The following is a 12,307-nucleotide window of genomic DNA, read 5'->3' on the forward strand; positions in this document are numbered from 1 at the left end:
TTGTCTTTATTAGTGGGTATGCAGGAGCGCGGTGCGGGTTGCGAGGGAGGCCGGCTCCAATCGAAAACGCTGCTACTCTGGCGCAAGTTGACGTTTACGTAAAGGGTCATTGACAGCCATTCATCGCAGGTTTACGTTAACGTAAAGGTGAGAACCAACCAGCCCGGTTCTCCGTGCTTTCCCCCTTAATAACAACAAGTTTGCAGGTGCCCTCCATGAGCTATCCGACCCTGAACTTTGCCCTCGGCGAAACCATCGACATGCTTCGCGATCAGGTCCAGGCCTTCGTCAAAGCCGAACTGGCGCCGCGGGCGGCGCAGATCGACATCGACAACCTGTTCCCCGCCGACATGTGGCGCAAGTTCGGCGACATGGGCCTGTTGGGCATCACCGTGGCAGAAGAATACGGCGGTGCCGGCCTGGGTTACCTGGCCCACGTGGTGGCCATGGAAGAAATCAGCCGCGCCTCGGCCTCGGTCGCCCTCTCCTACGGCGCCCACTCCAACCTCTGCGTGAACCAGATCAACCGCAACGGCAACCATGAACAAAAAAGCAAATACCTGCCCAAGCTGATCAGCGGCGAGCACGTCGGCGCCTTGGCCATGAGCGAACCCAACGCCGGCTCCGACGTGGTGTCGATGAAACTGCGCGCCGACAAGCGCGGCGACCGCTACGTCCTCAACGGCAGCAAGACCTGGATCACCAACGGCCCCGATGCCAACACCTACGTGATCTACGCCAAGACCGACCTGGAAAAGGGCGCCCACGGCATCACCGCCTTTATCGTCGAACGCGACTGGAAGGGCTTCAGCCGCAGCAACAAGTTCGACAAGCTGGGCATGCGCGGCTCCAACACCTGCGAACTGTTCTTCGATGACGTTGAAGTGCCGGAAGAGAACATCCTCGGGGTGCTCAACGGCGGCGTGAAAGTGCTGATGAGTGGCCTGGATTACGAGCGCGTGGTGCTCTCCGGCGGCCCCACCGGGATCATGCAAGCCTGCATGGATGTCGTGGTGCCTTATATCCACGACCGCAAACAATTCGGCCAGAGCATCGGCGAATTCCAGCTGATCCAGGGCAAGGTCGCCGACATGTACACCCAGCTCAACGCCAGCCGCGCCTACCTGTATGCGGTGGCCCAGGCCTGCGAGCGTGGCGAGACCACCCGCAAGGACGCTGCCGGGGTGATTCTCTACAGCGCCGAGCGCGCGACCCAGATGGCCCTGGACGCGATCCAGATTCTTGGCGGTAACGGCTACATCAATGAATTCCCCGCCGGGCGCCTGCTGCGCGACGCCAAACTCTACGAAATCGGTGCCGGCACCAGCGAGATCCGCCGCATGCTCATCGGTCGCGAACTGTTCAATGAGACGAAGTAAGAGCGGCTGCGAGCGACACGCCTCAAGCGGCAAGCCATGGCTGCCTTAACATCGACTTACTCTTGCAGCTTGAAGCCTGTCGCTTGAAGCTGCCGTAGGCCCTCCTATGATTCTGAAGTCTCAGCTCAATCCGAAATCACCCGAGTTCGCGCAGAACGCTGCCAGCATGCTGACCCAGGTCGACGCCCTGCGCAGCCTGCTCGCCCAAGTCCAGCAAGGCGGTGGCGCCAAGGCCCAGGAACGGCACACCTCGCGGGGCAAACTGCTGCCGCGTGAACGCATCAACCGCCTGCTCGACCCGGGTTCCCCCTTCCTCGAACTCAGCCAACTGGCGGCCTATGAGGTCTACGGCGAAGACGTGCCTGCCGCCGGAGTGATTGCCGGCATCGGCCGGGTGGAAGGCGTCGAATGCATGATCGTGGCCAACGATGCCACGGTGAAAGGCGGTTCCTATTACCCGCTGACGGTGAAAAAACACCTGCGGGCCCAGACCATCGCCCAGCAAAACCGCCTGCCCTGCATCTACCTGGTGGACTCCGGCGGCGCCAACCTGCCGCGCCAGGATGAAGTGTTCCCCGACCGCGAGCACTTCGGGCGGATCTTCTTCAACCAGGCCAACATGAGCGCCCAGGGCATCCCGCAGATCGCCGTGGTCATGGGCTCCTGCACCGCCGGCGTGCCTATGTGCCGGCCATGGCCGATGAAGCGATCATGGTTCGCGAACAGGCCACTATCTTCCTCGCCGGCCCGCCCCTGGTAAAAGCCGCCACCGGCGAGGTGGTCAGCGCCGAGGACCTGGGCGGTGCGACGTGCACTGCAAGATTTCCGGGGTCGCCGACCATTACGCGGACAGCGACGAACATGCCCTGGCCCTGGCCCGGCGCAGCGTGGCCAACCTCAACTGGCACAAGCAGGGGCAATTGCAGCAGCGCACGCCAATCGCCCCGCGATATGCCGGCGACGAGCTGTATGGGGTGATCCCGGCAGACGCCAAACAGCCGTTCGATGTCCGTGAAGTCATTGCGCGCCTGGTGGACGGCTCGGTGTTCGATGAGTTCAAGGCGCTGTTCGGCACCACGCTGGTGTGCGGCTTCGCCCACTTGCACGGTTATCCGATCGCCATCCTGGCCAACAACGGCATCCTGTTCGCCGAAGCCGCGCAAAAAGGCGCGCACTTTATAGAGCTGGCCTGCCAACGCGGGATTCCCCTGCTGTTTTTGCAGAACATCACCGGCTTTATGGTCGGACAAAAATACGAAGCCGGCGGCATCGCCAAACACGGGGCCAAGCTGGTGACCGCGGTGGCCTGCGCCAAGGTGCCGAAATTCACCGTGATCATCGGCGGCAGCTTCGGTGCCGGTAACTACGGCATGTGTGGCCGGGCGTACGACCCGCGCTTTTTGTGGATGTGGCCCAACGCACGGATTGGCGTGATGGGTGCCGAACAGGCCGCCGGGGTGCTGGTACAGGTCAAGCGCGAGCAGGCCGAACGCAGCGGCCAGGGTTTCAGTGCCGCGCAAGAGGCCGAGATCAAGCAGCCGATCCTCGATCAGTACGAACACCAGGGCCACCCTTATTACTCCAGTGCGCGACTCTGGGACGACGGTGTCATCGACCCGGCGCAAACCCGCGACGTATTGGCCCTGGCCCTGTCCGCCGCCCTCAACGCCCCCATCGAACAGAGCCGCTTCGGCGTGTTCCGCATGTGACCCGGAGCCAGAACAAGATGAGCGACTTCAATACCCTGGAATTGCTGACTGACCCTCGCGGCTTCGCCACCCTGTGGCTGAGCCGCGAGCAGAAGAACAATGCCTTCAATGCCGAGATGATCCGTGAATTGATCATCGCCCTGGACCAGGTGCAGGCCGACCCGAGCCTGCGTTTCCTGCTGCTGCGCGCCGCGGCAAACACTTCAGTGCCGGGGCCGACCTGGCCTGGATGCAACAATCGGCCGAACTGGACTACGCCACCAACCTGGACGACGCCCGGGAACTGGCGGAACTCATGTACAACCTGGCCAAGCTGAAGATTCCTACTTTGGCGGTCGTACAGGGCGCGGCCTTTGGCGGTGCTCTGGGTCTGATTAGTTGCTGTGACATGGCGATTGGTGCCGATGACGCGCAATTCTGCCTGTCGGAAGTGCGCATCGGCCTGGCCCCGGCGGTGATCAGCCCCTTCGTTGTGCAAGCCATCGGCGAGCGCGCGGCCCGGCGCTATGCCCTGACCGCCGAGCGTTTTGCCGGCCAACGCGCCCGGGACATCGGGCTGTTGGCCGAAAGCTACCCGGCCGTCGAGCTGGAGGTTCAGGTCGAGCAGTGGATCGCCAACCTGCTGCTCAACAGCCCCCAGGCCATGCGCGCCAGCAAGGACCTGCTGCGGGAAGTGGGCAACGGCGAACTGACCCCTGCCCTGCGCCGCTATTGCGAAAACGCCATTGCACGTATTCGGGTCAGCGCGGAAGGCCAGGAAGGGCTGCGCGCCTTCCTGCAAAAACGTCCGCCCAGCTGGCAGCCCACTCGGAACACTCAGGAGTCGCATTGATGAGCGCCCCCGTCCTCGACACCCTACTGGTGGCCAACCGCGGCGAAATCGCCTGCCGGGTAATGCGCACCGCCAAGGCCATGGGCCTGACCACCGTCGCGGTGCACAGCGCCACTGACCGTGATGCTCGCCACAGCCGCGAAGCCGATATCCGCGTCGACCTGGGTGGCAGCAAAGCCGCCGACAGCTATTTGCAGATCGACAAACTCATCGCCGCCGCCCAGGCCAGCGGCGCCCAGGCGATTCACCCGGGCTACGGCTTCCTGTCGGAAAACGCCGGTTTTGCCCGAGCGATTGAAGCCGCCGGGTTGATTTTCCTCGGCCCACCCGCCTCCGCCATCGACGCCATGGGCAGCAAATCGGCGGCCAAGGCCTTGATGGAGGCCGCCGGAGTGCCGCTGGTACCGGGCTACCACGGCGAAGCCCAGGACCTGGACACCTTCCGCCTGGCCGCAGAACGCATCGGCTACCCGGTGCTGCTCAAAGCCACTGCCGGCGGTGGCGGCAAGGGCATGAAAGTGGTCGAGGACGTCAGCCAACTGGCCGAAGCCTTGGCCTCGGCACAGCGGGAAGCACAATCGTCGTTTGGCGATGCGCGGATGCTGGTGGAGAAATACGTGCTCAAGCCCCGGCACGTGGAAATCCAGGTGTTCGCCGATCAGCACGGCCACTGCCTGTACCTCAATGAACGGGATTGCTCGATCCAGCGGCGCCATCAGAAAGTCGTCGAAGAAGCACCGGCCCCCGGCCTCAGCGCCGAACAACGCCGGGCCATGGGCGAAGCCGCGGTGCGGGCGGCGCAGGCCATCGGCTATGTCGGCGCGGGCACCGTGGAATTCCTCCTGGATTCCCGTGGCGAATTCTTCTTTATGGAAATGAACACCCGCTTGCAGGTGGAACACCCGGTCACCGAAGCCATCACTGGCCTGGACCTGGTGGCCTGGCAGATTCGCGTGGCCCAAGGCGAGCCGTTGCCGATCACTCAGGACCAGGTGCCACTGCGCGGGCATGCGATTGAGGTGCGACTCTACGCGGAAGACCCCAGCAATGACTTCCTCCCGGCCACCGGGCGCCTGGACCTGTATCAAGAGTCAGCACCCGGCCCGGGCGGCGGGTCGACAGCGGCGTCGAGGAAGGTGACAGCGTCTCGCCCTTCTACGACCCGATGCTCGGCAAACTGATTGCCTGGGGCGAGAACCGCGAGCAGGCACGCCTGCGCCTGCTGGCCATGCTCGATGAGTTTGCCATTGGCGGGTTGAAGACCAACCTGGCATTCCTGCGGCGCATCGTCGGCCACCCGGCCTTCGCCGCCGCCGAATTGGACACCGGATTTATCCCGCGCTACCAAGAGCAATTGCTGCCACCGCCCAGCGAACTTGACCCGGGCTTCTGGCAAGCCGCCGCCCAGGCCTTCGTGCACAGCCTGCCGTCATCGGCACGCGACGACGACCGGCACTCGCCCTGGGCCAGCACCCAAGGCTTGCGCATCGGCTTGGCCCCACAAACCGTGCTGCACCTGAGCTGTGATGGCCAGGATCAGGCCGTCAGCTTCAGCCACGCAGAGGCGCAGACCCAACGGCATGAAGCGGTACAAGGGGAAGCACATCCGGGCGTACGGCGCCGGCAGCGAGCAATCCGCCGGGGCGACACCCTCTATCTGCACTGGCAGGGGGAGATGCGCAGCATCAGCGCTTACGACCCCATCGCAGCCGTGGAGGCCAGCCACAGCCAGCAAGGCGGCCTCACCGCGCCAATGAATGGCAGCATCGTGCGCATCCTCGTGGCCGCCGGCCAACAGGTCGAAGCCGGCACCCAGTTGGTGGTGCTTGAAGCCATGAAAATGGAGCACAGCATTCGTGCGCCACAGGCGGGTGTGGTCAAGGCGTTGTATTGCCAGGAAGGCGAAATGGTCAGTGAGGGAAGTGCTCTGGTCGAGCTGGAATAACGGCACCTGAAAGAGCAGGACCGTCCCCATCAAGGATAGGAACGGTCCTGCTCCAGCGGTTAGAACTTCGCGGTGGCCTGTACGACCACACCAATGATTCGACACTCATCGCTGTAGAGCATCTTGGGGTACGTGGGGTTCAGCGGCACCAGGTAATGCTGCTCGCCTTCCTGCACCCACTTGCGGAAAATCGCCTCGGCGCTGCCGGGGCACTGCACCACCACCAACTTTCCAGGCTCGGCCGCCACGGCCGGGTCCACCAGGATCAACATGTCCTGGCCGATGCTGACGCCACTGGGGGCGATCATTGCGTCCCCCACGACCACCAGCCAGAACGCCGCGCCCTGGGCCTGATAGTCCGAGAGCTCATAGCGCTCGTGAACGTAGGCCGCCTGCTCGGCCTCGCGCACTTCACTGGCGGCGCGCCAGTCGCTGACCGGGTAGCGGAAGTAGGGATTGTATTTGTGCACGGGCGCCAGGTCTTGCGCCCCGGGCTCACCGTCATCGCCCACCAGCGACTTCTCGCGGATCACCAGGGCGACCTCGAGAAAGCCCATGCCGATCGCATCCAGAACCCGGTTCATGTCTTCGATTTTCGGCTGCCGACGTTTGCTCAGCCAATGACCGATGCCGCCTTGGGACATGCCCAGACGCTCTGCGAGTTGTTCCTGCGTGACCTTGCGGCCTTTCATGTTGGTCTTGACCAACTCGATCCATTTATCCATGGACGGAACAATACGTTGTGTATTTCCACCCTCAACACACAACTTGTAGTATTTGAAATCTCGTCACAATTACAATAAGTATTACCATCGATCGGCCCTCCATCCTGATCTCAACAAGGGAGAAGACGAGATGAATACCAGCAGCAAAGACGTGCCGGAACTGGAAAACGACGGCCAGCTCAGCGCCCTCAAAGGCAGCCAGGCAGCACGTCGGGCGATGGACTATTACTTGAAACCGGCGATGACCGAACAGGGCAAGGACAACAGGCTCTTCGAGATCAGGCACAGCGTCAGCCACGAGGAAGCGATGATCCAGGCTTCCGATCTGCTGCGCTGCGCGGCCGCCACGGCCTATAGCGCCGCCGATAATCTGCGGGGAACGTCTCGCGATCTGGCGCTCTCGGTGATGCACATGGTCGACCTGGCCAAAGCCCTGGTGGACAAGTCCCTGGAGAGCCAGCGTTTTGAATCGAGCTGAAAAGCCGGACACCGCAGAACAAAGTCGGCCGACTGAAATTGAGGCAATGAAAACGGGGAATGGAAAATAAATTTCCGAAAGGCGGGGAAAAACATTTGACTTGCAAATGATAATGATTATTATTGCAAGCAACTGGTCGCGAGATCAGTTGATAACCCAAGGGACCTTAGGTCGGACTCTTGGATTATCTCCTCATCAGGCTAATCACGGTTTTTGACCCGGCTTTTTGCCGGGTCTTTTTTTTTTGCCAGTTTTCTGGCTTGGCTTCAGGCTAATGAAGTCTGGGTACAGCTGAATTTGGTGGCGGCGATGATAGCAAAAGAGTGTCGTATTGCAAGAGAACGCCCGTCGCCAAAGCCCAAGAATTCAAAAGCAGCACTTGAGAATCAATCGCATAGCCTCTAAGCTGCTTTCGCGTCAAGGACGACGCCCCCCTTCTATTACCCTGCCTTGTGTGTAGAGTTGACGGTCACAATCACCCTAATCCAGGAATGATGACCGTGACCCAAAATAGCCTGCACATCACTGCCGACTTCGACAGCGGCAATATCGACGTACTGGACATCAGCAACCCGCTACAAGCCTTGCTGGCCATCAGGCCCGACACCCGCAGCCCGCACTTCCAGTGGTTCCACTTCAAGGCCAGTGGCCTGCATGTGGGCCAGGAACACTGGTTCCGCCTGAGCAACGCCAGCCAATCCTCCTACAACAAAGCCTGGACCGGCTATCAAGCCGTGGCCTCTTACGACCACGTGAACTGGTTTCGCGTGCCGACGATCTTCGAAGGCGATGCCCTGCGCTTCAATCTGGAAGCCAGCCAGACTCACGCCTGGTTCGCCTACTTCGAACCCTACAGCCGCGGGCGTCATGACTGGTTGATCGAGCAGGCGCTGAACAAGGCCGGTGCCGAGTTGCTGGCCTGTGGCAAAAGCGTCGAAGGCCGGGACATCCAGCTACTGCGCAAAGGCAGCGGTGGCGAAGGTCGGCGTGCCATCTGGATCATCGCCCAGCAACATCCCGGCGAGCACATGGCCGAGTGGTTCATGGAGGGCGTGATCGAACGCCTGCAACGCCAGGACGACCCGGAGATGGAAAAGCTCCTGGCCAGTGCCGACCTATACCTGGTGCCCAATATGAATCCGGACGGTGCCTTCCACGGGCATTTGCGCACCAACGCCATGGGCCAGGACCTCAATCGCGCCTGGCAGAACGCCAGCGCCGAACTCAGCCCGGAAGTGCTGTTCGTCCAGCAACAGATGGAAAAGTACGGCGTGGACTTGTTCCTCGACGTCCATGGCGATGAAGAAATCCCCCACGTGTTCACCGCCGGCAGCGAAGGCAACCCCAGCTATACGCCCCGGATCGAACAACTCGAGGAGCACTTTCGTAGCCACTTGAAGCGCCAGACCCGGGATTTCCAGACCGTGCACGGCTACCCCCGCGACAACCCGGGCGCCGCCAACATGACGCTGGCCTGCAACAGCGTCGGACAACGCTACGACTGCCTGTCCCTGACCCTGGAAATGCCTTTCAAGGATCACGACGACCACCCCAACCCGAGCACGGGCTGGTCCGGCAAACGCTCCATGCAACTGGGCAAGGATGTGCTGAGCACCCTGGCCGACATCGTCACCACCCTGCGCTGACCTGCGCCAGCGGCTGCGGGCTCGCCACCCGCAGTCGGGCGCTACTCCGGGGCCACTCGCTGACAGTCTTGCGGCCCCAGCAGGCGCCCGTCCGCCGAGCGCAACTCCAGGGGCTGCACCGGCTGCCCGCGTTCACGATCGACCACCCGTGAATGGGCCTCGCCCTCCTCGTAGAAAAACCGTTCGCCCCACTGGCGCAAGCCGATGATCAAGTGGAACAGGCCCTGGCCCTTCTCCGTCAGCACGTACTCCTGATAGGCACTGCCATCGGAGGCCGGCACCACCTGGAAAATCCCGTGGGCCACCAAGGTGCGCAAACGCGCCGCAAGGATGTTCTTGGCCATCCCCAGGTTGCGCTGGAACTCGCCAAAACGGCAAATCCCATCGAATGCATCGCGAATGATCAACAGCGACCACCAGTCGCCAATGGCATCCAGTGAACGGGCGACCGGGCATTCGGCGCCTTGCAGGCTTGTGCGCTTGACCATGAAGGGGCTCGCTGATGACAACAGGGAAAGTGGTTGCAATATAAAACCAGCCTCACTACCGTACAACTGGTTTCATAAAGCAACCAGAAATCCGGAGCCTTCGATGCCCTCTCAATCCCCTGCCCTTGCCAGCCCCACCAGCACCCTGCCGACCGTGCAGGTGTTGCTGTTCGCCATGGCCTGCGGGCTGGCCGTAGCCAATGTGTATTACGCCCAACCCCTGCTCGACGCCATGGCGCAGAGCCTGGGCATGCCCCGTTCGACCATTGGCCTGGTGGTGACCCTGACTCAGGTCGGCTACGGCCTGGGCCTGTTGTTATTGGTGCCCCTGGGCGACCTGCTCAATCGGCGGCGCCTGATCGTGGCGCAAATGCTGTTGTCGGTGCTGGCCTTGTTGGTGGTGGCCCTGGCACCCAGCGCGACCGGGTTGCTGCTGGGCATGGCCGGCACCGGCCTGCTGGCGGTGGTCACCCAGGTGCTGGTGGCGCACGCGGCCAACCTGGCCGCGCCGGGCGAACGGGGCAAGGTGGTCGGCACCGTCACCAGCGGCATCGTCATGGGTATTCTCCTGGCCCGCACCGTGGCCGGGACCATGGCCGACTTGGGCGGCTGGCGCTCGGTGTACCTGCTGTCCGCCGGGCTGACCTTACTGATGGCTCTGGCGCTGTGGCGGGTCCTGCCCGATCACCGTCCAGCGCCCGTGGTGGGTGGTTATGGGCCGTTGATTGGTTCGTTGTGGGGATTGTTTCGGCAAGAGAAGGTGCTGCGCGACCGGGCCGTGCTGGCGATGCTGATCTTTGCTGCCGGCACCGTGTTGTGGACCCCACTGGTGCTGCCCCTCAGCGCAGCGCCATGGTCGTTGTCCCACACTGAAATCGGCCTGTTCGGCCTGGCCGGCGCCGCCGGTGCCTTGGGGGCGGCCCGTGCCGGTCACCTGGCGGATCGCGGTTGGGCGCAGTGGACCAGCGGCCTGGCCCTGGCGCTGATGCTGGCCTCATGGCTGCCCATCGCCTTTACCACGTCCTCGTTGTGGGCCCTGCTGCTGGGGGTCATCACCTTCGACCTGGGCTTGCAGGCCGTGCACGTCACCAGCCAGAGCCTGATCTACAGCGTGCGCCCCGAGGCCCAGAGCCGCTTGGCGGCGGCCTACATGCTGTTCTATTCCCTGGGCAGCGCCGGCGGCTCGATTGCCGCCACGATGGTGTATGCCCGGGCCGGCTGGACAGGCGTCTGCACCTTGGGCGCACTGATCAATATCAGCGCGCTGCTGTACTGGTGGTGGAGCCTGGCGCCGCGACGCACGCCGCTGTCCGCCGATTAACCCCGCAAGCGCCGGCCGCGCTCAATCCTTGCCATGGAGCATGCTCTTCAGGACCCCGTCGCGTCGTACCCAGCCATGGAACAAGGCCGCGGCCAAATGCAGGAGCACCGTCAAAAACAACAGGTACGCCAGATAACCATGGGCCTGGCGCAGCCAGGCAAAGACCTTGGCATTGGCCGGCAGAATCGACGGTAACTGCAAGGTGGCGCTGAGCAGCACCGGGTCCCCTGCCGCCGAGATCATCGCCCAGCCCAGCAACGGCAAGATCACCATCAAGGCGTACAGCAGCACATGGGACGCCTTGGCCGCGAGGACCTGCCAAGCGGGCAAGTCCGCGGGCAACGGCGGTTGCCGAGTAGAGAAACGCACGAACAGGCGCACCATGACCAGCAACAGAATGGCAATCCCCAAAGGCTTGTGCAGGTGCAGCAGCCACTCGTGGCGTTCAGACACCGAGGTGACCATACCGGCGCCAATAAACAGCATGGCGATGATCATCAGCGCCATCAGCCAATGCAGCAGCCGCGCCAAAGGGGCGAAAGATGTCGGTTGGGGGCTCATGGGCGGGACTCCTGGGCGGCAGGCAATTGGCTGACCTCACTCGTGCGACGCAGATAAGAGCTGGCATACGCCGCCGAACGAGCGGCCAGCAAGGGGTCGTCGGAGCCTTCGATGCCGCTGGGCAGCACCAGCGGGTCGTAGTTGATGTCCCGGCATGCACCGTTGTCCTGGGGCTGGGTGCTTTGCAGCACCAGGGTCCCGGCATTCAGCGTCTTGCGCTCGGCGGGCCAGGCCTTGCTGGCGTCATCGGTGGGGTCGCCCGACTCGGCCAAGGTGATGTTCAACTGCCAGCGCAGCGGCCCGACGGCCAGGCGCTGGGTCAGGTCCTGGGCCAGAAAGTCGGCCCCCGGCGGCGCGCTGGCACCGAGCCCATCCACCGCCTGGGGCACCACGCTCCAACGCACCGCCTGGCGCTGGCCTGCGGTGTTCACCAGGTAAAAGGCATTGATGCCGTTATAGGTTTCGGTGGCATAACTGGCCGACGGCTTGGCGCCCTTGACCCATTGCAGGAACGGCGCGGCTTCAGGGTGCGACGCGAAGAACGCCGGCACACTGGCCGGATTCGGCTTGCCGGTAGCCGGGTCGGGAGAACTGGCCTGCTGCAGCTGGAAGAAGGCTTCGGGCGTACCCACCGGGAATACCGGCATGCTGTTCATGCCGGTGCGCCATTGCTGACCATTGGCCTGGAGAAAGCGCAACGCCAGGCTGCGAATCGGCACGCTGCTGTCCGGGGCATAGGGGTTGCCGCTGGGCAAGGCAAACCGACCCACCACCGGGGTGCGCGGCTCGCTGAACACCTGGGCCCGGGAATAGGCCCGGGCCTCGCCACTGCTCTCGAAATACCCCGCCACGCACACGCCCTTGGCGTGATTACGGCGGAACCCGGGGTGCACGCCGTTGTTCTTTTCCAGCACATCCACCAACGCCTTGGGCGTCAGCCGCTGCGGGTCGAAACTGCCGCGCACATAGGCCATGGCCGCAACCACGGCCGCGACCACCAGGGCGATCCCGGCCAGGCGCAGCATAGTACTGGCGGCACTGAGCGGCGGCCGCGCCGGCGGTGATGAGTGATCTACCATGAACAACTCCAGGGCCATGGGCCGCAGGTGGAAAGAACCGGTCAGACGCACCCCGAACGGCTTTATTCCCGGCACTCGGTGTTTATTTTCCGGGGGCTGGAATAACCTGCATGCGCCGGCGTCTTCCTAGTCCAGCGTAGAGAC

Annotated in this window: 8 protein-coding genes and 3 pseudogenes; 7 read left to right on the forward strand and 4 right to left on the reverse strand. The window is 63.1% G+C overall.

Annotation, left to right across the window (positions count from 1 at the left end; translation table 11 throughout):
* Positions 1-215: 215 nt before the first annotated feature.
* The 4 genes and pseudogenes from M1B34_RS07870 (at position 216) to M1B34_RS07885 (ending at position 5,865) form a co-directional block, all read left to right on the forward strand.
* Positions 216-1,379, forward strand: a complete 1,164-nt coding sequence (locus M1B34_RS07870) for an isovaleryl-CoA dehydrogenase (RefSeq protein WP_123335451.1) — start codon at positions 216-218, stop codon at positions 1,377-1,379.
* Between the two features lie 106 nt (positions 1,380-1,485).
* Positions 1,486-3,088: pseudogene (locus M1B34_RS07875) on the forward strand (carboxyl transferase domain-containing protein).
* 17 nt (positions 3,089-3,105) lie between these two features.
* Positions 3,106-3,920: pseudogene (locus tag M1B34_RS07880) on the forward strand (gamma-carboxygeranoyl-CoA hydratase).
* Positions 3,920-5,865: pseudogene (locus M1B34_RS07885) on the forward strand (acetyl/propionyl/methylcrotonyl-CoA carboxylase subunit alpha). The pseudogenes M1B34_RS07880 and M1B34_RS07885 overlap by 1 nt, the downstream one beginning before the upstream one ends.
* Before the next feature lie 59 nt (positions 5,866-5,924).
* On the opposite strand, the gene M1B34_RS07890 reads toward M1B34_RS07885, so the two are convergent.
* Positions 5,925-6,590, reverse strand: coding sequence for a LexA family protein (locus M1B34_RS07890; protein ID WP_268264803.1), 666 nt, complete (start codon positions 6,588-6,590; stop codon positions 5,925-5,927).
* A gap of 130 nt (positions 6,591-6,720) precedes the next feature.
* Here M1B34_RS07890 and M1B34_RS07895 point away from each other — a divergent pair, with 130 nt between their 5' ends.
* Both M1B34_RS07895 and M1B34_RS07900 read left to right on the forward strand, forming a co-directional pair.
* Positions 6,721-7,068, forward strand: coding sequence for a DUF6124 family protein (locus M1B34_RS07895; protein ID WP_123335441.1), 348 nt, complete (start codon positions 6,721-6,723; stop codon positions 7,066-7,068).
* A 494-nt stretch (positions 7,069-7,562) separates the two neighbouring features.
* Positions 7,563-8,714, forward strand: coding sequence for a M14 family metallopeptidase (locus tag M1B34_RS07900; RefSeq protein ID WP_268264804.1), 1,152 nt, complete (start codon positions 7,563-7,565; stop codon positions 8,712-8,714).
* 41 nt (positions 8,715-8,755) lie between these two features.
* Here M1B34_RS07900 and M1B34_RS07905 read toward each other — a convergent pair whose 3' ends face one another.
* Positions 8,756-9,202, reverse strand: coding sequence for a winged helix-turn-helix transcriptional regulator (locus tag M1B34_RS07905; protein ID WP_268264805.1), 447 nt, complete (start codon positions 9,200-9,202; stop codon positions 8,756-8,758).
* A 103-nt stretch (positions 9,203-9,305) separates the two neighbouring features.
* Between M1B34_RS07905 and M1B34_RS07910 the strand changes: the two genes are divergently transcribed.
* A complete protein-coding gene (locus M1B34_RS07910; protein ID WP_268264806.1) occupies positions 9,306-10,523 on the forward strand; it encodes an MFS transporter in 1,218 nt (405 codons plus the stop codon).
* A 21-nt stretch (positions 10,524-10,544) separates the two neighbouring features.
* Here the strand turns inward: M1B34_RS07910 and M1B34_RS07915 are convergent, their stop codons facing one another.
* Entirely contained in the window at positions 10,545-11,084 is a 540-nt protein-coding gene (locus M1B34_RS07915; RefSeq protein WP_268264807.1) for a cytochrome b, read from the reverse strand.
* The gene (locus M1B34_RS07920; protein WP_268264808.1) at positions 11,081-12,163 is read right to left on the reverse strand and encodes a catalase family peroxidase; all 1,083 of its coding nucleotides are present in this window, start codon (positions 12,161-12,163) and stop codon (positions 11,081-11,083) included. The genes M1B34_RS07915 and M1B34_RS07920 overlap by 4 nt, the downstream gene beginning before the upstream one ends.
* Positions 12,164-12,307: the final 144 nt, after the last annotated feature.

The sequence above is a fragment of the Pseudomonas morbosilactucae genome, from assembly GCF_023241715.1.
GTDB classification, from domain to species: domain Bacteria; phylum Pseudomonadota; class Gammaproteobacteria; order Pseudomonadales; family Pseudomonadaceae; genus Aquipseudomonas; species Aquipseudomonas morbosilactucae.